This is a genomic window from Nonomuraea sp. NPDC023979, assembly GCF_040639085.1.
In the GTDB taxonomy this organism is placed as follows: Bacteria; Actinomycetota; Actinomycetes; order Streptosporangiales; family Streptosporangiaceae; genus Nonomuraea; species Nonomuraea ceibae.
In genome coordinates, this window is sequence record NZ_JBEZZG010000005.1 from 40,799 (window position 1) to 62,896 (window position 22,098).

A 22,098-nucleotide genomic window follows, 5' to 3' on the forward strand; every position below is an offset into this window, starting at 1 on the left:
CGGCCGCCCGGTCAGGCGGCCGCGGTCAGGCCGCGGGAGGGCTGGTCAGCGCAGGGTGAAGGCGCGGAGGGTGGTCTGCTTGACGCGATTGCCCGCCGCGTCCCACGCCTCCGCCTTCAGGCTCACCGCGCCCTTGGTGGCGTGGTGGGCCGGGTACTTCACCCGGGCGGTGTGGACGCCGTCCCGGCCTCGCTTGAGGTCGGCCGGCTGCCAGGTGGCGCCGTCGTCGGTGCTGGTCCACAGCCGCACGCCCGCGATCGCCGGCATCTTCGCCGCCGACGGCCCGTGGTAGGCCTCCACCTCGAACGTGTGCCTGCGCCCGGCCGCCACCGTGTTGTCAGCGGACAGGCTGTCGCCGAGGTCGTAGCTGACGTAGACCGCCGGGGTGGTGCGGCACTGCTCGAGCGGCCCGTCGACGAACCAGGCGTAGCAGTTGGAGCCCGGCAGCACCTGGTCCCTGGCCGGCGGGGCGGTGAACGTCCACTCGATGTCCTGCAGCTCGTTCTTGGCCGTCAGCCGGTAGCCGCCCTGCCCCTCGGGCAGCGGGTAGCGCGGCAGCTTGTCGAACCCGGCCACCGGGGCGTTCGGGATCTCCTTGCCGTCGCGGTAGAGGTGCAGGTCGTACCGGGGTGCCAGGTCGCCGAACGCGACGCCGTCGTCACGCCGCTCCCCGACCCCGTTGACCATGGACGGGGTCACCCACAGGTTGCCGTCGTGCACGCAGATCGCGCACGGCAGCCCGATCACGAGCTTCTCCAGCGGGACGTCGTCCGGGCCGCCGCCGAGCGCGTACAGCTTGCCGGAGGCGGTCGCGGCCCCGGGCGTGCTCGGGGTGGCGAACCACTGCTGGCGGGTGCTGCCCGGCCGGTCGAACACGTCGGTGCGGTAGCGGGTCTCCTCCACCTCCGCGCCCGGCTCGGACGGCAGGAGCGCGGAGATCCCGGCCTGGCTCACGATCGTGGGGTCCAGCGGCCAGACCCACTGCGGCCTGCGCTCGGGCATCGGGGACGACCAGTGCAGCATGTTGGTGCCGGTGCCCGTGTAGGTGATGTCGTCGGTCCGCCACGTGCTGCGCCAGTTCATGTACTTCGTGTACGGCCCGGCGTGCACGTCGAGGTCGACCCGGTGGAGCTGGCGCTCGGTCACCTTGTAGCGCATCGACGCCGGGATGCGCCCGTCGGCGTACGGCTTGAAGACGTACGAGTACGGGGTGTTCGGCGTGCCCTCGGCCCGTACGGTCACCTCGCCGCGGCCGGCCGCCTCGCGGATCTTCTGGCCTTCGGCGTTGGAGACGTAGGCGACGGGGATGTTGACCGGCTTGAACGGGCCGCTGAACGGCTTCTGCGTGATCGGCAACGGGATCGGGCAGATGGACGCCCGCTCGTTGAAGGCGAGGACGCCGGCGGCGCCCGCGTCCCTGATCGGGCCCACGCGCTCGATCTGGAGGCCGCACGCCGTGCCGAAGATGCCCTCGGCGGGCTCCGCGTCGATCAGCACGAGCGCGCCGCGCAGGTCCTTGCCCGCGAGGTCCTCGGGTCGGCCCTTGCCGGCGTCGACCACCCGCAGGTCCTTGACGCCGTCGAACGGGACGTACCCTCCGTGCACCTCGCCCGCGTCGATCATGTGGACCCGGGAGACCGGGTGCAGGGTCGTGCGCTTCGCCGCCCGCCCGGAGGCGCGCATGGTCATGGTGACCTCGGGGACGCCGAGCTCCCACTGGCCGGTGAACCGGAAGCCGCCCTTGGTGACCTTCTTCGTGGGCAGCGCCCACACCTTCTCCCATCCGCCGAGCGGGCGGCTCGACAGGAGTGAGCCGCCGAAGACCTCGCCGTTCGGCAGCGTGCGCTGGAAGAAGAGGTCGTAGGTGTTGTTCAGCGGCTGCGCGGTCTTGGGAGCGCTGAAGCTGATCTCGGTGGCCTTGCGGGCGTCGAGGGTGACCTCGGTGTCGCCGGTGATGGTCAGCTCGGGCTCGAACAGCCAGGCCCGGTTGGCGCGGTCGTCGCCGTCCACCCAGTCGAGGACCTGCAGCAGGCTGACGGTGCCCGCCGGGACGCGGGTGACGACCAGTCCGACGTCGTCGATGCGGTGCGGGCCGAGCTCGCCCTTGGCGCCGTCGACGTCCACGACGCTCATGGCCGTCGGCGTGCGCGGCTTGCCGTCCCGGTCGAGCGTGCGGATGGCCAGGTCGTACTTGGGAACGTCGCGGACCGCGCCGAGCGGCGTGGTGAGCCGGACGCCGTCGGCCTCGGCCGTCACCGCGCCGCTGTAGGTTCCGATGGGGAGCTCGGCCGGGTCGAGTGTGACGGTGGTGCCGGCCGTGCCTCCGGCGGGGACGGTCAGCGTCGTGTCGGCGAGCACCGGCTCGGCGTCGCCGCTCATCGCCGCCTTGAGCGTGAGCGTGACGGGCGCGTCGCCCAGGTTGCGGTAGGAGATCTGGCCGGTCTTCGGCGCGCTGCCGGTCTCCAGCAGGCCGAAGTCCACGCCGCCGCTGTCGGCGAACACCTGCTGCCGGGTCGCGCGGTCCAGGTCCACCCGGCCGGCGCCCTGCTCGTAGACGGTGAAGCCGTCGTCCTTGGCGGTGGACATCAGCGCGGCCTTGAGCTGCCGCGCCGTCCAGTCCGGGTGCCGCTGCGCCATGATCGCGACGGCGCCGGCGACGTGCGGCGTGGCCATCGAGGTGCCGGAGGAGCCGGTGTAGTGCTCGTCCACCGGGGTGCCCATGGCGGTGCCTGCCGCCCGCGCGGCCACGATGTCCACGCCCGGCGCGGCGATGTCGGGCTTGAGCCCGCCGCCGGGGCGCGGGCCGCGGCTGGAGAACCCGGCGAGCTGGTCCTGCTTGTCCACCGCGCCCACGGTCAGCGCGGCGTCGGCGGCGCCGGGCGTGCTGATCGTCTCGGCCTCGTACAGGTTGCCCGCGGCGATCACGAACAGCGCGCCGGTCTCGGCCGTCAGGTCGTTCACGGCCTGGCTGAGGGGGTCGGTGCCGTCGCTGGGCGCGCCGCCGAGGCTCATGCTGACGGCCTTGGCGCCGCTGCGCGCCGCCCACTCCATGCCTTCGATGATCCACGACTCCTGGCCGGAGCCGCTGTCGTCGAGGACCTTGCCGACGACGAGCTGCGCGCCGGGGGCGACGCCCTTGTGCTTGCCGCCCGAGGCCGCGCCGGTGCCGGCGATGGTCGAGGCGACGTGCGTGCCGTGCCCGTGCCCGTCCTGCACGGCCTGGCCGGGGACGAACGACCGGCTGTCGGCGATCTTCCCGGCCAGGTCGGGGTGGCCGGTGTCGGCGCCGGTGTCGAGAACGGCGATCTTCACGCCGGTCCCGTCCTGGCCGCGCTCCCACGCCTGGTGGGCGCCGATCATCGGGACGCTCACGTCCAGGTCGGCCTTGACCTTGGCGTCCAGCCAGAGCTTGGCGATGCCGCCGCCCAGTGTGGCGGGCGCCTTGGCCAGGCCCTGCCCGGAGTCCTGCCCGGCGCGTACGGCCTGCCAGAACGTGCCCGCCTCGGCCTTGGCGACGTCGAGGGCGGAGGCGTGGATGCTCTCCAGCGTGCGGGTCGGCTCGGCGGCGGGGACGGCGGCGGCCGAGCGCTTGACCTCGGCCTCGGCCTGGGTGCCGGGGTACTGCACGATCACGGGCAGCCGCTTGGCCACGTCGTCGGCGTAGCCGTTCTCGGCCAGGTACTTGACGTCGAACAGCCGCCGGTCGACCAGCCCCGCCTGGACGGCGGCGACCGCGTCGTCCGGCAGCACGAAGACGCCGTCCGGGGTGAACTGGGTGAACAGGTTGATCCGGCGGCCGTCCTGGCGGGTGCCGGGGGCAGGCTCGACGCGGTAGCGGCCGGCGGGGGAGCGGGTGAGCTGGACCTTGTCGCCGGTGATCAGCGTGACGACGAGCTTCCGGGCGCGCACCCCGGACAGGGCGACGTCCTTGGCGGGCTGCGCTTCAGAGGCCGGCGAGCCGGTGGGGGATGCGGCGGGGGTGTCCGGCGGCGTGGCGGTCGCCGGGCCGGCGGTCAGCACGCCGGCGAGCGTGGTGACCGCGGTCAGCAGGACCGCTGTCCGGCGCGCCAGCGGGGGGCGGGGCAGTGCCATGGTGGCCTTTCTGGCGGGGGGAGTGAGGGATCAGACGGGTTCGAAGCCGTCCGGCGGGCGGGGCGGCTCCTGGGGCTCGCCGGTGTCGGAGGGGTCGTCCGGATCCGGCTGCCCGGGTTCGTCGATGGTTTCGGACATGCCGAAAGTGTCGTGCAGCGGGATGGGGTGGGGTATGGGGTGCCCTATGGGGAAAAATCCCCAATTCGTGGGTCAGTCGCTGGGGAGGAGGTGGCGGGCCAGCTCGGTACGCGACCGCGCCCCGACCTTCCGCATGGCCGCGCTCACGTGCTTGTCCACCGTCTTCGGCGACAGGAAGAGCTGCCTGGCGATCTGCTGGTTCGTCAGCCCCTCGGCCGCCAGCCGGGCCACCTGCTCCTGCCTGGCCGACAGCGCGTGGTCGCCGCCGCCCGGCGCGGGCGCGCCCTGCGCCGCCGCCCGGACGCCCCACCTGCGGCCCAGCCCGGTCGCGCGGTCCAGGTCCCAGCGCGCCCCGAGATCCGCGTACGCCGCGACGGCCCGGCCGAGCCGGACGGCGGCCTCGGGGTCGTCGAGGGCGAACAGGCAGGCGGCCGCCTTCTCGTGGGCCTGCGCGGCCTCGTAGCGGGCCGGGACCAGCTCGAAGGCGTCGGCGGCGGCGGCGAACTCCGCGGCGGCCCGCCCCCACTCCTCGCCCGCCTCGGCCAGCAGCCCGCGGGCGTGCGCGAGCGCGGGCGCGGCCAGCGGCGCGTCGAGCCCGGCCAGCCGGGCGGCGTGCCGGGCGACGACGCCGGCCGCCTCGTCCGGACGGCCCGCCGCCAGCAGCGCCTCGGTCAGCGCGGGCAGCGCCCGGACCGCCACCGGCCACAGCTCGCTCGCCTCCCAGTGGTGGCCCGCCTCGACGGCCGCCTCGATCGCCGGCTCCGGCTCGCCCCGTGCGGCGGCCAGCCTGAGCAGCATCGCCAGCGGCACCACGAGGTCGTCGAACTGCCCCCGGGCCCGGGCCTCGGCGGCGGCGTCGAGCAGCGGCGCCAGCGCGGCCTCCTGGCGGCCCTGCACCGCGGCCAGGCAGGCGGTCACGATGTCGACGAGGATGCGCTCGTGCGGCTCGTCGCCGAACTGGTCGCGCAGCTCCTGCATCCGGTCCGGCAGCCCGCGCCAGGAGCCCTCGAAGTAGTCGGCCGCGGCCAGGTTGACCAGGCAGCGCAGTTCGAGCCGCCCGCGCAGGTCGGGCTCGGCGCCCTCCTCGACCGCCGCGGTCAGCAGCCGGCGGCCCTCCCGGTGGTGCCCGCTGAACAGGGCGGCGCCGCCGATCGAGCGGTACGCGTTCACCTCGCGGCGCAGCAGCCGCCGCCCGCCGGTCTCCCGCAGCAGGTCACCGGCCAGCGCGGCCCAGCGCGGGTCGCCCATCACCACGAAGATCATCGCGATCTTGCCGAGCACCAGCATGCGCATGGCCGGATCGGCCACGGCGGGCAGGGTCGCGAGCGCCCGCTCCAGCCACGACCGGCTCTCCTCGGGCGGCAGGCCGCTCGGCGGGCGGCCCACCCCGGCCATCGCCCACGCGGCCAGCCCCGGCTCCCCGGCCAGGTCCTCGGCGGCCCGGGCGAACGCCTCGCCGATGCGGGCGCCGTCGGTGCGGGTCCGCTCCAGGTGCAGCGCCAGCAGCATGCGCAACTGGCCGCGCAGCGGGGGCGGCACGTCCTGCTCCAGCGCGCCGGTGACCAGGTCGGCGACCGGCGGCGGGCGCAACAGCTCCAGGGCGGCCCAGCCGAGCTTCACCGTCAGCTCCGCCCGCCGCGCCGCCGGCAGGTCGGCGTCGCGCAGCACCTCCTCCAGCAGGCGCGCGGCCTCCGCGTCGTCGCCCAGCCGCGATGCCTGCTCGGCCGCCTCGATGGCGGCCTCGACCCACTGCCCGGCCCGGCCCGCCCGGCGCAGGTGGTGGGCCAGCCGGCCCAGCGGCACCGGCCGCAGCCCCCGTACGGTGTCGGCGGCGGCGGCGTGCAGCGCCTGACGGCGGCCCAGCGGGATCGCCTCGTAGACCGCCTGCGCCGCCAGCACGTGACGGAACCCGACCAGCCCGCCGGTGTCGGCGAACAGCCCCGAGCCGAGCACCTCGTCGATCGCCCCGACGTCGTCCGGCCCCGACAGCAGCGCGAGCGGCACCGGGAGCTGCAGCACGGCGGCGCGCTCGGCCACCTCCTTGGCGCCGGGGGACAGCCGGGCCACCCGCTCGCGCACCGAGGCGCGCACGCCGCTCGGCACGTCCAGCTCCTCCAGCGCCCGCCGCGCCCAGCCGCCCTCCCAGCGGATGAGCGTGCCGCGGTCGCGCAGCAGCGCCAGCAACTCCTGCACGGCCAGCGGCAGGCCGGAGGCCCGCAGGCACAGATGCTCGGCGAACTCGGCCGTCACCTCCTCGGCCCCGAGGATCGCCGAGGCCATCACCCGCGTCTGGGCGGCGTCGAGCGGCGGCAGCACCAGATGCTCGGCCCTGATCGTGTCGGGGGCGCGCGCCGTGATCGCCCGCACCGCCTCCGACGCCTCCTCGCCCCGGTACGTCAGCACCACCCGCAACGTGCCGGGCAGCACGGACATCAGGTACGTCAGGAACTCCACCGTCTGCCCGTCGGCCCAGTGCAGGTCCTCCACCACCAGGACGGCCGGACCCAGCGCGGTCAGCACCTCGGCCAGCCCCCGGAACACCCGGTGCCGCTCGGCCGCCCGGTCGTCGAGCGGCGGCGGCGTCGGCGGCAGCTCGGCGGCCAGCTCCGGCAGCAGCTCGCGCAGCGCCCCGGTGACCGGCGACAGCGCCGCCCCGGCCAGCTCGGACGCGCGCCCGCGCAGCGCCTCGACGACGGGGCCCAGCGGGAACGGCTCCCTGATCTGCACGCAGGCCCCGGCCAGCACCCGCAGGCCCGCCACCGCGGGACCGCCCAGCAGCTCGGCCGTCAGCCGCGACTTCCCGATGCCGGCCTCGCCCTCGACGACGGCGACGGCGGGAGCCCCCTCGACCAGCGCGACGAGCCGGGCGAGCTCCTTCTCCCGCGCCACCAGAACAGGGGAGACCACCCGCCCACCACGCACCCGCTCATTCAACTGCACGCCCAGTCATAGATCAACGTCACCCCCGGCCGCTTCCACGTCGGCCGGGCGGGGGCGTGGACTACTGGAGGCCGCCGCGCACGGAGGTGATGCGCCGGGTGTTGAAGCCGAGCCAGTGCATCCGGCCCGCGTAACGCGCGTGCTCGACCTTGAGGCAGCGGTCCATGATCACGGTGACGCCGCCGTCCTCGGCGATCCGCGCGGCCTCCTCGTTGACGACGCCGAACTGGCCCCAGAGGGCCGCGGCGCCGATCTCCACCGTGTCGCGGGCGATCTCCGGCAGGGCGTCCGGCGCGCGGAAGACGTTGACCAGGTCGACCGGGACGGGCACGTCGAGCAGGCTCGGGTAGCTGGGCTCGCCGAGGACCTCCGTCTCGCGCGGGTTCACCGGGACGATCCGGTAGCCGTGCCGCTTGAGGTAGTAGCCGACGAAGTGGCTGGCCCGCAGCTCGTTGCCCGACAGGCCGACGATCGCGATCGTCCGGGTGGCGTGCAGGACACGCTGGATCGTCAGGGCGTCCTGGTAGCGGCCGGGCGCGGTCATGCCGAGGCCGCCTTCACGCCGATCGTGGCCGCCACCTGGGCCAGGCCCTGTTCCAGGTCCCAGATCAGGTCGTCGGCCGACTCGGTGCCGACCGACAGCCGCACGGTGCCTGGGCCGACCCCGGCCGCCCGCAGCTCCTCGTCGCCGAGCTGGCGGTGTGTCGTGCTGGCGGGGTGGATGACGAGGCTCTTGGCGTCGCCGACGTTCGCCAGGTGGGACCAGAGCGTCAGGCCGCGGATGAGGCCCTGCCCGCCCTCCCGGCCGCCGGCGCAGTCGAACGAGAACACCGCGCCGGCGCCGCGCGGCAGGTACTTGTCCGCCAGCGGACGGTAGCGGCTCTCCGGCAGGCCGGGGTAGGTCACGCCGGAGGCCAGCTCGTGCGACTGCAGGAACGCCGCGACCGCCCGCGCGTTGCCGACGTGGCGGTCCATCCGCAGCGACAGCGTCTCCAGGCCTTGCAGCAGCAGGAAGGCGTTGAACGGCGACAGCGCCGCGCCCAGGTCGCGCAGGGTCTCGGCGCGCAGTTTCATCAGGAAGCCGTACTCGCCGAACGTCTCGTGGAAGCGCAGCCCGTGGTAGGCGGGCGACGGCTCCGCGATCACCGGGAAGCGCCCGTTCGACCAGTCGAACGTGCCCGCCTCGACGACGACGCCGCCCATGCTGGTGCCGTGGCCGCCGATGAACTTGGTCGCCGAGTGGATGACGACGTCGGCGCCCCACTCGATCGGCCGGCACAGGTACGGGGTGGCGAACGTGTTGTCCACGATCAGCGGCAGCCCGTGCTCGTGCGCGATGCCGGCCAGCGTCTCGATGTCGAGCACGTTCCCGGCGGGGTTGCCGATCGTCTCGCCGAAGAACGCCTTCGTCCCCGGCCGCACCGCCCGCCGCCAGGCGTCCGGGTCGTCTGGGTCGACCCAGGTCAGGTCCACGTTCATCTTGCGCAGCAGGTGCTTGAGCTGGTTCACCGTCCCGCCGTAGAGGGCCGAGGACGACACGACGTGGTCGCCCGGCTGGAGCAGCGTGAACAGCGTCGCCGCCTGCGCGGCGATCCCGCTGGCGAACGCCACCGCGCCGGACCCGCCCTCCAGGTTCGCCACTCGCTCCTCGAACACGGCGACGGTCGGGTTCATGATGCGCGAGTACGTGTTGCCGTACTCCTGGAGGTTGAAGTACGCCGCCGCGGACTCGGGGTCCTCGAAGACGTAGCTGGTCGTCTGGAAGATCGGCACCGCGCGGGCGCCGGTGTTGGGGTCCGGCCGCTGCCCGGCGTGCAGCTGCCGGGTCTCGAAGCCGAACTCGCGGTCGTGTTCCGTACGGGGGATCCGGTCGTTCACCTGGGCCTCTTCCTAGACATCAAGCGGCCCCTCCGGGGGCCAGGAACCGGCGGATGACGGGCGTCTGCCGCGCCTCCTCCAGCAGGAAGCAGTCGTGGCCGTACGGCGCGTCGATGACCTCGAGCTCGACCGGCTTGCCGAGCGCGCGCAGCGCCTGCTCGATCTCCTGCGACGCCGACGGCGGGTAGAGCCAGTCGGAGCTGAAGGCGATCAGCAGCGTGCGCGCCGACACCCCGTCGAGCGCCCGCGTGAGCTGCCCGCCGTGCTGCCTGGCCAGGTCGAAGTACGTCAGCGCGCGCGAGGTGTAGAGGTAGGTGTTGGCGTCGAAGCGCTTGACGAACGCGTCGGCCTGGTGGCGCAGGTAGCTCTCCACCTCGAACTCCGGCTCGCTGATCGTGTAGCGCAGGTCGTCGGCGAACTGCAGCCGCCGGCCGAACTTGGTCTCCAGCGCGGGCGCGGACAGGTAGGTGACGTGGCCGACCATCCGCGCCACGCCCATGCCGGCGTCGGGCGCGCGGCCGGTGCCGTAGTAGCGGCCGCCCTGCCAGGCCGGGTCGCGCATGATCGAGTCGCGGGCGATCGCGTTCCAGGCGACGCCCTGCGGGTGCAGGGCGTGTGTGCTGGCGATCACCACGACCGCGTCTACCTGGCCGGGGTAGCGGACGGCCCACTCCAGCGCCTGCATGCCGCCGAGCGAGCCCCCGGCCACCGCCGCGAGCCGTTCGACGCCCAGGGCGTCGAGGAACGCGCGCTGCGTGCGCACCATGTCCGCGACCGTGATCACGGGGAAGTCCGGTCCGTACGGCCGCCCGGTCGCCGGGTCGATCGACGACGGCCCGGTCGTCCCCCGGCAGCCGCCGAGCAGGTTGGTGCACACGACGAAGAAGCGGTCGGTGTCGAACGCCTTGCCGGGGCCGATCATGCCGTCCCACCAGCCGAGCCCCTTGCCACCCGCGCTGTCGCGGTCCTGGGCGCCGAACCCGTCGCGCGTGCTCTCCGGCGGCGGCGCCTTGGCCAGGCCCGCCGCGTGGGCGTCACCGCTGAGGGCGTGGCACACGAGGATCACGTTGTCACGCCGGGGCGACAGCACGCCATAGGTCTCGTACGCGACCCGTACGGGATGCAGCTCCCGGCCGCAGTCGAGGGGCACCGGTCGCGGCAGGTCGAGGTACCGGGTCTCCACGGTGCCGACGCTGCCGGCCTGGTCGGCCGCGAACGTCGTGGCTGGCTGCGACATGGGGCTTATCCAACCGCCACCGGGGGTGTATGGTCAAATCCCTACCGGTAATACAGGGAGTGAGGGCGGGACATGACGACCACGGTCGCCAACGGAGTGAACGTGCAGGCACTGCTGGACGCGCGCGAGGCGCTGAAGGACGCGCCCGAGGCCGCGCAGTTCGTCTGGCGGGCCTCGTCCACCTGGCGCAACGGCGTCCACAGCACCACGACTGTCAAGGAGTTCTACGGTCTCGGGCAGGAGCGCGCCCACAAGAGCGAGGCCGTCTTCGACGCCGATCACCCCGAGGTCTTCGCCGCCGAGGACAACGGCGTCACGCCCATCGAATACCTCCTCGTCGGCCTGGCGAGCTGCCTGACGGCCGGCGTCGCGTCCGTCGCTCAGAACCGCGGCATCCAGCTCCGCTCGGTCGAGGCGACGCTCGAAGGCGCGCACGACATCCGCGGCATCCTCGGCGTCGACCCCGACGTCCGCAACGGCTTCAACGACATCAAGGTGACGTTCCACATCGACGCGGACGCCTCGAAGCAGGACATCGAGGCGCTGGTGGCCCAGTCCCAGAAGCGCTCGGCCGTGTTCGACGCCCTGACGAACCCGACGAACGTCACCGTCGACGTCGCCTGAGAGGGCCGAGCCATCGAGCACGTCACCACCGTCGTCATCGGCGCGGGGCACGCGGGCCTCGCGGCGAGCCACTTCCTCGGCGCGCGGTCGATCGACCATCTGGTGATCGAGCGCGGCGAGGTGGCCAACTCCTGGCGGCGCGAACGCTGGGACTCCTTCCGGCTGCTCACCCCCAACTGGCAGAGCCGCCTGCCCGGCCTCGCCTACGAAGGCCCGGACCCCGACGGCTACATGACCGCGAAGGAGGTGACGCAGTTCGTCGAGGGCTTCGCCGCGCTCACCCGGGCTCCCGTGCGGACCGGGACGGACGTCACGTCCGTACGGCAGTCCGATGACGGCTACCGGGTGACGACCAGCCACGGCGAGATCGCCTGCCGGACGGTGGTCATCGCCAGCGGCGCGTGCAACCTGCCGTCGGTGCCGCCGTTCGCCGAGGCGGTGCCGCCGTCCGTCGAGCAGCTCACGCCGTACGACTACCGCGAGCCCGGCCGGCTCCCCGACGGCGGCGTGCTCGTCGTGGGCGCGTCGGCGACCGGCGTGCAACTCGCCGCCGAGCTGCGCCGGTCCGGCCGGCCGGTGATCCTCTCGGTGGGCGAGCACGTACGGCTGCCCCGCACCTACCGGGGGCGCGACGTGCTGTGGTGGATGGACGCCTCGGGAGTGTGGGACCAGCGGCACGACGAGGTGCCGGACCTCGCGCGGGCCAGGCGGCTGCCCTCGCCCCAGCTCGTCGGCGGCCCCGGCCGCACGACGCTCGACCTCAACGCGCTCACCTCGATGGGCGTCGAGCTGGTGGGCCGCTGGGCCGCCGTCCGCGACGGCCACGCGCTGTTCTCCGGCGGGCTGCGGAACGTGTTCTCGCTCGCCGACCTCAAGATGGAACGCCTGCTCGACACGTTCGACGCCTGGGCCGGCGCCCACGGGCCCGACGTCGGCCCGCCCGAACGGTTCGAGCCGACGCGGGTGCCCGAGTCGGCTCGCCTGCGGCTGGACCTGCGCGGCGGCGAGATCGGCGCCATCGTGTGGGCGACCGGCTTCCGCCCCGACTACCGGTGGCTCGACGTCCCGGTGCTCGACGGGAAGGGGCGGCTGCGGCACGACGGCGGCGTCGCCGACAGCCCCGGGCTGTACGCGCTCGGGCTGCCGCTGCTGCGGCGGCGCAGGTCCACGTTCATCCACGGGATCGAGGCCGACGCCCGCGAGGTGATCGACCACCTGGCCGGTCACCTGGCCGGACGGGAGGCGGGCGGCTGAACCCCGGCCCTGGCGGGGCGGACCGATAGGGCCCAGGCATTGGATCTCCGGTGCCGGGCCGCCATACTTGCCTGGCGTGACTCTACGGATGGCGATCCTCGGACCCCTCGTCGCCTCGAGAGCGGGGGTCCCCGTCGATCTGGGCTCCACCCGGCAGCGCTGCGTGCTCGCCAGCCTCGTCCTCGCCGAGGGCAGGCCGGTGCGGATCCAGGAGCTGGCGGGCACCCTGTGGGGCGAGGAGGTCCCGGCGAGCGCCGTCAACGTCGTCCAGACCTACGTCAAACGATTACGCCACGCGCTGGAGCCCGATCGGGCCAGCCGGGCGTCCAGCCCGCTGCTGCCCCGGGTCGGCGACGGCTACGCCCTGGACCCGGGCCTGGTCGAGGTCGACGTGGCGCGGTTCCGTGAGCTCGCCGCGCACCCGGCCGGCTACGACCAGGTGGCGCGGGCGCTGGCGCTCTGGCGGGGCGAACCCCTGGCCGAGCTGCCCCTGCTGGCCGGGCATCCCCGGCTGACCAGCCTGGCGGGGGAGCTGGTCGACGCGCTCGGCCGCTTCGCCGGCGTGGCCGTGCGCGAGGGCAGAGCGGCCGACCTCCTGCCGTTCGCCGAGGACATCGCCCGCATGCTCCCGCTGGACGAGCGCGTCCACAGCGTCCTCATCCGGCTCTGCCTCGAAGGCGGCCGGCGCACCGACGCCCTGCTGCACTACCGGGAGATCAGCCGGCGCCTGGAGCGGGAGCTCGGCGTCCGCCCCGGCCCCGAGCTGACCGCGGTCCACGCCACGGCGCTCCACGACGAGCCGGCCGCCCCGCCCGGCCCCGCCCGGCTCCCCGCGCCCGCCCAGCTCCCTCCCGACATCAGCGACTTCAGCGGCCGGCTGGAACAGGTGTCGGCGCTGACCCGCATGCTCGGCCCGGGGGAGCGGACCGCGATGCCGCTGGTCGTCATCACCGGCATGGGCGGGGTCGGCAAGACCACGCTGGCCGTGCACGCCGGTCACCGGCTGCGCGAGAGCCACCCCGACGGCCAGCTGTACGTGGACCTGCACGGGACCGACGGCAACGCGGTGGACCCCGCGTCCGTGCTGAACCGCATGCTGCTCGCGCTGGGCGTGGACGGCTCGGTGATCCCCGCCGAGCTGGACGAGCGCGCGACGCTCTACCGCAGCCGCCTGGCGGGCCGCCGGGTGCTCGTCGTGCTGGACAACGCCCTCGACGAGGCGCAGGTGCGCCCGCTCCTGCCCGGCGCGCCCACCTGCGCGACCATCGTCACCAGCAGGTCCAGGCTGCGCGGCCTGAGCGGCGGCCACCACGTCGACCTGGACGTCTTCCACCCTCAGGAGGCGCTTGACCTGCTCATCCACCTGGTCGGCGAGTCCAGGGTCCGGACCGACCAGGCGACCGCCCGGGCGATCGTGGAGGCGTGCGGCCACATCCCGCTCGCGGTCCGGGTGACCGGCGCCCGGATCGCCGCCCAGCCCCGGCTCAGCCTGGGCCGGTTCCACCGGGAGCTGGGCGACGAGCGGCGCCGGCTCGACCAGCTCGCCGCAGGAGACCTGGCCGTGCGCGCGTCCTTCCGGCTCAGCTACGCCTCGCTGCCGGCCGCCGCGCGGCGCGGGTTCCGGCTGCTCGGGCTGCTGGACGTGCCCGACTTCGCCGACTGGGTGCTCGCGACCCTCCTCGACGCGCCGCCGGGCGAGACGGCGAAGATCCTCGACCTGCTCGTGGACGCCCACCTGGTGACCGTGGCCGGTGAGGACGAGACGGGCGAGTCGCGCTACCGCATGCACGACCTGATCCGGCTGTACGCCAGGGAGCGCACCGAGGCGGAGGACAGCGCCGAGGACCGCCGGGCCGCGCGGCGGCGCGCCTTCGCCACCTGGCTCGCGCTCGCCGAGGACGCCGACCGGCTGCTCGCCTACCGGACGCTGCTCCCGCTCCAGGGCGAGGCGCCGCGCAGGCGGCTGCCGGGAGGCAGGGCGGAGGCCATGCTCGCCGACCCCGTGCGCTGGTTCCAGAGCGAACGCGCCAACCTGGCGGCGGCGATCGCGCAGTGCGCCGACGACGGCCACCCCGACCTCTGCTGGAACCTCGCCGAAGCCTGCGTCGGCTTCTACGAGATGCGTGACCTGCTCACCGAGTGGCGCGCCGTGCACACCGTGGCGCTGTCCGCGTGCGAGCCGGAGCCGCGCGGGCGGGCGGTCCTGGCCCGCAGCCTCGCCTACCTGTCGTGCCTGCCCGTGGTGCGACCGCAGGTCATGCGCGAGCACGCCGAGCTGTCCTTGCGGCTGTTCAGGGAGGTGGGCGACCGGCACGGGGAGGTCGACGCGCAGGTGCTGCTGGGCACCGCCCTGGTCGCCGGCGGGCTGGGCGAGGAGGGGCTGGAGCAGCTCCGGCGGGCCGAGGCGCTGGCCGTGACCCTCGGGCACGACGCCGAACTGGACTTCCTCCACTCCGCGCTCGGCTTCATCTACCGCGAGCAGGGCAAGCTGGAGCTCGCCTCCCACCACCTGGAGCGCGTGCTGGAGCGGACCGAGGGCCGCCGGCTCAGCCGGTTGCGGCTGATGGCGCTGCGCTCGCTCGGGATGGTCCGCTTCTACCAGGGCCGGACCGAGGAGTCCCGGCACCTGCTGCTGGAGATGCTGAGGCTCGCCCGGCTGCTCGGCGTGCGGGTGAAGGAGCTGCTGGCCCTGCTCGTGCTCGGCGAGAGCGGGGTGCTGCTCGGCAGGCCCGACGCCGCGGGCTACCTCGACCAGGCGGAGGCGCTCGCCACGGACATGGGCGGCGAGTTCGCGCTCGCCCTGGTGCGGCGCGGCAAGGCCACCCGCGACCTGCTGGAGGGGCACGCCGGGCAGGCACGGGACGCGCTGCTGGTCGCGCTGGAGGTCTTCCGCGGCCACGGGGTGCTGCACCTTCAGGCGATGGTGCTGAAGGCGCTCGGGCACGCGCACGCCCTGCTCGGGGAGTCCGGCGCGGCCCTGGCGGCCTGGCGGGAGGCGGAGAGCCTGTTCCGGCGCATGGGCAACCTCAGCGAGGCGGGCGAGCTGGCGAAGCTCGGCGAGAGCGTGTCCGGGCCGGGGTGATCCATTCGCCGTCCAGTCCCCGTCCAATCCGGGCTCCTACCGTGTGACAAGGATTTGTCAGGACACGTATGGAGCTTCGTATGATCTCGGTGTCTCTTGTGATCGACGATCCCGGCACGCTCGTCGCGGCCATGACCTCGCTGGCGGCCGATCCCGGCCTGTGCCTGCTGACCCGCGCCGGCTCCCTGGAGGAGCTGCGCCGCGCCGAGAGCGTCCCGGCCCACGTTGTCGTGGTCCACGCCGCGGCCAGCGGCCCGCCCGGTGGCGCGGAGACCGTACGCCTGCTCCGGGAGGAGGGACGGCTGGTCCTGCCCCTGGGCGACGGCGGGCCGCCGGGGGGCCGGCTCGCCGCCGCCATCCGCGCGATGGCGTCCGCCGGGCCGAGGCTGTCCGGCCAGGAGCGGGCGGTCCTGCTCGGCTACGCCTCCGGGCTGACCCTCGCCGCCGCCGCCCGGCGGGCCGGCATCCGGCCCGCGACGGCCAAGAAGTACCTGGAGAGGATCAAGCAGAAGTACGCCGACTGCGGCCGGAACGCCTACACCAAGCTGGACCTCGCCACCCGGGCCAGGGAGGACGGGCTCATCGGCTGACCTCGTCCGGGACGCCCAGCGGGAGCAGGTAGAGCGCGACCTCGGTGACCCCGTCCACCGCGAACAGCTCGTGCGCCAGATCGTCGTAGAAGCCGCCGACGGGGATCGTGCCCAGCCCGAGGCCGGTCGCGGCCAGGGCCAGGTTCTGGGCGACGTGCCCGGCCTCCAGCAGCGCGAAGCGCAGGGCGCGCAGCCCGTACTTCGCCCGGAGCGCGTCGGTGTGCACGGTGAGCGCCAGCAGGGCGGGCACCCGGGTCAGGTCGACCAGCAGCGGGTGCCGCTCGGGGTGGCCGGTGGTGAACCACATGGAGGTGGCCGCCGCCTCCGCCTGGCCGGGCGCGTCCGCGTACCGGTGCAGGCGGTCCCCCTGCCCGCCCACGCCGTACGCGCCCGGCGCCAGGCCGTCGACGGACCAGGCGATGAGCCGCAGCCGCACGGCGTACTTGCTGCCCGCGCTGGGGAAGTTGCGCGTGGCCCAGCCGCCGGTGCCGGGCCGCGCCGGCCCGCCGAACGCCTCGCGCAGGAGGGCGCCCAGCGTGGCGGCGGCGACCGGGCCGGTGTAGTGGCGGCAGGAGCGGCGCTCCCGCAACGCCCGGCCGAGCGGCATGTCCAGGGCGGGACCCGGGGGCAGCGCCACCGTGGTGGCCCGCCAGCCCGGATGGTCGGCGGCCGGCTCGCCACGCTCGTCGTCGCCCAGCTCGGGCAGTTGCCCGGGCGGGTACTTCGAGGCTTCCAGGTAGCGCTGGTCCAGCCCGGCCTCGGGGGCCAGCGCGCCGGCGACCACCCAGCACAGCGCCCGTTCCTCGTCCGGTTGCACGCCCAGCCGGTTGCACAGCATGTGCAGTTGCGAGGCCCACACCGCCAGGCGGCGCCCGGCCGCGACGCCCCGGTCCGCCAGCTCGGCGTCCGCCCGCGCGACCACCTGAGCCCAGCGGGCGGCGAGCCCGTCGCCGTCGCGCACCGCGGCGCGGGTGCCGGTCAGCACGCTCAGCACCTTGTCCCGCTGCCGGGCGAGCATGGCCTCGGCGCGGGCCAGCGGGACGGCCGGGGGCAGCTTGGGCGTGTCGACGGCCAGCCGCCAGGCCGCGGCGTGCCTTCTCAGCCATGCCGCGCAGGCGCGCTCGTCCAGGCCCAGGCCGAGCGCGGTCGCGTACATCAGCGGGAGCGCGGTGTTCATCCGCGAGGGCGGGGAGCCTCGCAGCGCCTCCAGGACGATCTCGCTGGAGCGGCAGAAGACCTCCTCGGCCACGGAGATCGCCTCCGCCCCGCCGTAGCGCTCGGTCTCGGGCTCGTAGGCGATCTCGGCCACCGTCCCGTGCGGGGTCCAGCCCTCAGCACCCGGGAACTCGGCGCCCGGGAAGCCGGCGTCGCCGACGAGCGAGGCGAGCGCCTGCCGCAGCCCCTCGGGGTCGGCGACGGCGCGGGCGCGCACGCGCAGGTGCGGGCCGCCCTCCCCGTACCTGATGAAGAACCAGTCCTCCAGCAGGCCGTCGGCGCGCAGGCTGTCGAGCAGCGGGCCGGCCGAGCCGGTGAGGAAGGCGTCGTTGCGCTCCGCGTCCCAGTGCAGGAAGCAGTGCAGGCTCGTCCAGAGGTCGACAGCGGGCGTGGTCATCGGCGGGTCCACCTCGGCTCAGGGGAAGGGGTGCGGATGGAACGGCAGGTCCTCGTAACGGGCGGGCGCGGGCAGCCGGCCCAGCCGGGCGGGCACCTCCAGGAGCCGGGGCAGGTTCCTGGTGCGCCGGTAGACGTGACCGAACGTCATGGGCAGGGAGCCCGGCACGATCACCTTGGCGGCGTGCAGCCCGAGCCGTTCGCGCGTGACCGGCTCCGACTGGTCCGCGGCGATCACCTCCAGGCCCGCCGAGGCCAGCCGGTCCACCCACTCCTCCAGGTAGGCGCCCAGATCGCGGCAGGGCGGGGGCTCGGGCCACAGCTCGCGCCACGGCGCGGCCGAGTCGCCGCCGAGCAGGAACTCGTACCGGTCGCGCGCCTCGTCGAGCGCGTTCATGAAGACGTGGTCGTCGAGGGTGCGCACGAGGAACGGATCGTCGATCATGGGCAGCAGCCGGTCCCGGTCGAACGCGGCGATCCGGCTGTCGGCCTTGTTCCGGACGTTGATGTACACCTCGGTCGCGGCCGAGCGCATGGCCTGGACCGGGTGCCGGTTCGCCCCGGCCGCGAACAGTGCGTCGGGCAGGCGCGGGTCGGGGACGCGGCGGCGCGTCATGCTGAGCACCACGGGCACGCCGAAGTCGTTGGAGGCGTCGAACAGCAGCAGGTCGTGGCCCATGCTGCCCAGCCGGTCGATGAGACGGCCGAGCTCCGGGTCGTCCGCGGGCGGCGCGATGCGGCGCAGCGGCGTGCGCGCGTGCCACGCCATCAGGAAGGCGTCGCGCTCGGCCACCTCGAACAGGCCGTGCAGCACGGCCTCGGCCTGGCTGGAGCCGAGCCCGCAGCCGTTGGAGGAGTCGTAGAGCATCCGCTGCCTGCGGCCGTCGAACCAGCCGCGTGAGTCCCAGTAGACGAGCTGCTCGGGGATGAGCCTGTCGCGGGAGTGCGTCAGCGACCAGCCGTACACCCAGTGCACCGGGTTGTCCGGCGAGTACGGCTCCAGGAGGAAGTCCGGGTGGCGTTCCAGCTCGGGCTCGTGCAGGCCCAGCAGGGCCGGGTCCAGCGCTACGGCCGGGTCGAGCTCGGCGCGGGTCGCGTACACGTGGGGGCGGACGCCGCGCGGGCGCATGCCGGTCAGGCGCTCGACCGCCTCGAACAGCGCCACCCGCTCGGCCTCGGCGAAGTCCTCCGCCCTGCCGTAGCCGGTGCCGATCAGGCCCGCGCTGCCCGGTAGCTGGGCGCTGGCCAGCGGCAGGGTGCGGGCCTCCCAGCGATACAGCCGCAGGACGGGGCCGAGCCGCCAGTCCACCAGGGCGTCACGGAGCTGGGCGGCCGTCTCGGTGCGCGGATTGTCCTCACGCAGCGAGGACCCGGAGACCGGATGGCGCCCGGCGCCGACCGGCCTGGGGGCGTCCGCCGGCAGCGGGGCGCACACCGCGCAGCCGCCGAACGGCAGCACCCGATGCGCCGAGACCTCCAGGTCCTCCCCGCGCAGCGCCCACAGCACGCCGGTCGTCCCCGCCGTGACGACGTCGGAGGCCAGCGCCGCCACCAGCCCGGCGGCCTGCGGGGGCACCGTGCCGCCCATCGTCTGCGGCGCGCCCGCCGGGACGCGGCCCGGCAGCGCGTCCAGCCGCGCGCGTTCCGCGCAGGCCAGGCAGCCCGTGGCGGCCGGCCCGGCCAGCGGCCCGACGAGCACCAGGCCGCCGTCGCAGCGCACCGGCAGCACGGTCGCGCCCGCCGCCCTGGCCCGCGCCGCCAGCTCCGTGACGGAAGCGAGGGTCCAGGAGTCCAGCACCACGACGGCGGTCTCCCCGGCGGACAGGCCGTCGCCGTCGCGGACGGTCAGCGCGGCCCCGGCCAGCGCCTCCCGGAGCAGCCGCGCCGCTTCGTTCACGTTCATCACTCTCCTCGCCAGATCTGGAACCCCGCCGCCGCCAGGTCGGTGTCGGAGTCGTCGAGGCGGGGGCGGCAGCCGGTCACCCGGCTCAGCACCTCCTGCAGCGCCTCCTCGTCCCGGGAGATCGGGGCCGGCCACAGCCAGCGGCCCAGGTCCTCGTCCATCTCCTCGCCGGTGATGTCGGGCGGGGGCAGGGCGCCGCAGACGGCCGCCGCCCGCATCGACGGGCCCGCGTACGACGCGCCGGCCGCGGCGAGCGCCGCCATCGCCACCGCGCTGTCGCGCTCCAGCTCCACCGCCCACGCCAGGCGGTCGCCGCCGGTGTCGTGGATCTCCGCGTGCCAGGCGCCGCCGAGGTCGCGGACCTGGAGCCGGACGGGCTCGCGCAGCCGTTCCGCCAGCGTCCGCCACCAGTGCGCGGCGATCGGGTCGTGCGTCACGCAGTCACCCGGCCGCACGCGCCCGGCCGCCCGGTCCGCGCGGTGCCTGAGCAGGACGCCCCGGGCGTGCAGCTCGTCGGCGCCCACCGCCGCCACGGCCGGGTCGGCGCCGAGACGCGCCTGCGCCGCCGCCCGGACCGCCTCCAGGCGCGCGGCCTCCACGGTCGGGCCGATCCCGGCGACCGGCAGCCCGGGCACGTCGCAGACGGCCATCGAGACCGGCAACTGCGCCAGGCCGTCGACGCGGACCTCCGGGAGCAGGCCGAGCTCCGGGTCCGTGACCAGCCCGGCGCGGCGCAGCGCCTCCTCCAGCGTGATCCGCCGGGCGCGGGGCGCGGGATCGGCGGGCGGCCAGGGGCGGTACGCGGCGGTGAGCTGCCCGGGACGTACCAGGAGGATCTCCCCGGGCCTGCCGGGCAGGCCCGCGCAGGCACGCAGCAGCCGGTCGACGGCCGCCGCCGCGAGCAGCTCCGCCGCCGCGGGCGTCCAGGCTCGCGCCGGCAGCCGCCCCAGCCGCTCGGCCACCACCCCCACCAGCGCACCGACCGTCCCTGTGGCGCCGTCCGTCTGTGCGGGCTCGCCGGATTCGATCGGGTACGTGATGAAGCCGGCGCCGGGCAGGTGACCGGCGTGGACCGCGAGACCGGCGGCCCGCAGCCGCAGGTGGCCCGGTGGGACGCCGGGGCGGGTGGTCCGGTGCGCCGACATACGGCAGCGGGCGAGCGCGGCCAGGGCGGCGTCGGCGACGGGGCCCTCGCCGTCCACGCTCACCCACAGGTCGCGCAGGGCGGCCCAGGCGGCGTCGGGATCGGGCGCCGCCGACTCCAGCCAGGACCGCACGGCAGGGGGCGCCGGCTCGCCGGGCGCGACCCGTACCAGCAGGTCGTTCTCCTGGAGCTGACCGACGAGCACGCCCGCGGCGCGGCGGGTGCCCGGGTCCGGGCAGAGGGCGTCCAGGCCCGCATCCGTCACCCCCGCCTCCAAGAGCGGGCGCAGGTGCTCCCACAGTGGCCACAGGCCCGCCGCGCCCTCCAGGCTCACCGACGTGCCCCAGGCCCGCAGGTGGATGCCGTCCGGCAGGCGGCTGGCCCGCACGACCGGCCTGAGCCGCAGCACGGCGGCGTCCGGCGAGCCGTTCACCGGGACCTCACCACGGGCTCCAGGAGCTCACGCCAGCTCATCCCGTTGATCTCCTCCACGGCCCGGCTGAACAGGTAGGCCGCCAGGTAGCGCTCCACGGGCCGCAGATCGCACAGGGCGAGCAGCCGGTAGAGCACGTTCGTGGCGAACCGGTATAGGCCGAACTCCCGGCTGACCGCGATCCGGGGGAAGTTCGACCGGTTGAGCAGCTCGTGGTAGTCGCTGAAGCGGCGGCGGGAGAAGTCCCAGCGGATCTCCGTCTCGCCGCCGAACCCGGCCGCGACCGCCGCGTGGCCGTTGCGGCTGCCGATCAGCGCCCCGGTGTCCAGCGTGGCGTCCGCGTGCCGCCAGGCGGCCGCCGACCAGTCCCGCCAGCTCGCCGCCAGCGCCCGCAGGTCATCGGGCACGGGCTCGGCGGGGCCGGGGGCGGGGTCAGCGTGGTCAAGGGCGGCCACTGCGGGGTCGGGGGCGGCGGCGGCGCGGACGATGGCGCTCACGCCGGGCCCGTGCGCCGACCAGTGCCGGTCGAAGGCGGCCCGCAGCGTCCCGTCCGGGTCGTCGTGGGCGAGGAAGTCCTCGACGTGCGACAGGAACGACTGGTAGCCCCGGCCGAGCCCGGCCGGGTAGTTCGCGCTGTGGGCGGTCATCGCGGCCAGGGCGACCGCGATCCTGGCGCCGGCGGTGTCATCCCGGTCGGCGAGGTAGCTCAGGGAGCCGGCCACGGCGTCGAGCCCCAGCGCGAGCAGCGCACAGCGTCCGGCCACCGCCTGCGGGGAGCCCAGCAGCGCCGTCAGCGCGCCGAGATCGGCCTCGCGCACCAGGACGGTGTTGTCCGGCCGGATCGGCGTGTAGGGCCCGGGGACGAGCTCGGCCCGACCGGCCGCCTCCGCCTCCGCGAGCAGCGCCGCCTCGTCCACGGCCACGGTGGAGGGATGCTCCGCCAGGTGGCGGCGGCACGCGTCGGCCGCCCGCTCCGCCGCCGCCTCGGCCCCCGCCCCGGGCTCGAACCGCAGCAGGACGTGCGGCCCGTTCAGCCAGTGGCGGTCGAGGTGGACGGCGAATCCCCCGGCGGACAGCGAACGCGCCAGCGGAATGAAATGGCGGCGCAGCAACGGCGCCTTTTCCGGGTCGAAATAATGGCACACGACGTCGATCATGTGTGCGCTCCACTG

At 75.0% G+C, this 22,098-nt stretch carries 13 protein-coding genes; 4 read left to right on the plus strand and 9 right to left on the minus strand.

The features are described from left to right. Positions 1-45: 45 nt before the first annotated feature. From AB0G11_RS11785 to AB0G11_RS11805, 5 genes are all read right to left on the minus strand, one after another. Positions 46-4,092, minus strand: coding sequence for a S8 family serine peptidase (locus AB0G11_RS11785; protein ID WP_357585488.1), 4,047 nt, complete (start codon positions 4,090-4,092; stop codon positions 46-48). A 210-nt stretch (positions 4,093-4,302) separates the two neighbouring features. Next, on the minus strand, positions 4,303-7,170 hold the full coding sequence (locus AB0G11_RS11790; protein WP_357585490.1) for an AAA family ATPase: 2,868 nt from the start codon (positions 7,168-7,170) through the stop codon (positions 4,303-4,305). Positions 7,171-7,231: 61 nt separating this feature from the next. Continuing rightward, the gene (locus AB0G11_RS11795) at positions 7,232-7,714 is read right to left on the minus strand and encodes a CoA-binding protein (protein WP_357585492.1); all 483 of its coding nucleotides are present in this window, start codon (positions 7,712-7,714) and stop codon (positions 7,232-7,234) included. Further along, the gene (locus tag AB0G11_RS11800; RefSeq protein WP_308126191.1) at positions 7,711-9,048 is read right to left on the minus strand and encodes an O-acetylhomoserine aminocarboxypropyltransferase/cysteine synthase; all 1,338 of its coding nucleotides are present in this window, start codon (positions 9,046-9,048) and stop codon (positions 7,711-7,713) included. Before AB0G11_RS11800 ends, AB0G11_RS11795 begins: the two co-directional genes overlap by 4 nt. Before the next feature lie 19 nt (positions 9,049-9,067). Continuing rightward, positions 9,068-10,285: a homoserine O-acetyltransferase gene (locus tag AB0G11_RS11805; protein WP_357585494.1), complete on the minus strand. Its 1,218-nt coding sequence runs from the start codon at positions 10,283-10,285 to the stop codon at positions 9,068-9,070. A 72-nt stretch (positions 10,286-10,357) separates the two neighbouring features. On the opposite strand from AB0G11_RS11805, the gene AB0G11_RS11810 reads away from it, so the two are divergent. The 4 genes from AB0G11_RS11810 (at position 10,358) to AB0G11_RS11825 (ending at position 15,835) form a co-directional block, all read left to right on the plus strand. Further along, a complete protein-coding gene (locus tag AB0G11_RS11810; protein ID WP_357585496.1) occupies positions 10,358-10,909 on the plus strand; it encodes an OsmC family protein in 552 nt (183 codons plus the stop codon). 36 nt (positions 10,910-10,945) lie between these two features. After that, on the plus strand, positions 10,946-12,163 hold the full coding sequence (locus tag AB0G11_RS11815; protein ID WP_357585964.1) for an NAD(P)-binding domain-containing protein: 1,218 nt from the start codon (positions 10,946-10,948) through the stop codon (positions 12,161-12,163). A gap of 76 nt (positions 12,164-12,239) precedes the next feature. After that, positions 12,240-15,245: a BTAD domain-containing putative transcriptional regulator gene (locus AB0G11_RS11820; protein ID WP_357585498.1), complete on the plus strand. Its 3,006-nt coding sequence runs from the start codon at positions 12,240-12,242 to the stop codon at positions 15,243-15,245. Between the two features lie 89 nt (positions 15,246-15,334). Next, entirely contained in the window at positions 15,335-15,835 is a 501-nt protein-coding gene (locus AB0G11_RS11825; protein WP_219517863.1) for a hypothetical protein, read from the plus strand. On the opposite strand, the gene AB0G11_RS11830 is transcribed toward AB0G11_RS11825, so the two are convergent. From AB0G11_RS11830 to AB0G11_RS11845, 4 genes are read right to left on the minus strand one after another with little or no spacing between them, the layout of a single operon-like run. After that, a complete protein-coding gene (locus AB0G11_RS11830; RefSeq protein ID WP_357585500.1) occupies positions 15,825-17,447 on the minus strand; it encodes a thiopeptide-type bacteriocin biosynthesis protein in 1,623 nt (540 codons plus the stop codon). The two genes, AB0G11_RS11825 and AB0G11_RS11830, sit on opposite strands and share 11 nt — an antisense overlap. Before the next feature lie 18 nt (positions 17,448-17,465). After that, positions 17,466-19,349: a TOMM precursor leader peptide-binding protein gene (locus AB0G11_RS11835; protein WP_357585502.1), complete on the minus strand. Its 1,884-nt coding sequence runs from the start codon at positions 19,347-19,349 to the stop codon at positions 17,466-17,468. Continuing rightward, positions 19,349-20,926 carry a hypothetical protein gene (locus AB0G11_RS11840; protein WP_357585504.1) on the minus strand — a complete coding sequence of 526 codons (1,578 nt, stop codon included), beginning with the start codon at positions 20,924-20,926 and terminating at the stop codon, positions 19,349-19,351. The genes AB0G11_RS11835 and AB0G11_RS11840 overlap by 1 nt, the downstream gene beginning before the upstream one ends. After that, complete coding sequence (locus tag AB0G11_RS11845; RefSeq protein WP_357585506.1) at positions 20,923-22,083, minus strand: hypothetical protein; 1,161 nt, start codon at positions 22,081-22,083, stop codon at positions 20,923-20,925. Before AB0G11_RS11845 ends, AB0G11_RS11840 begins: the two co-directional genes overlap by 4 nt. Positions 22,084-22,098 lie beyond the last annotated feature (15 nt).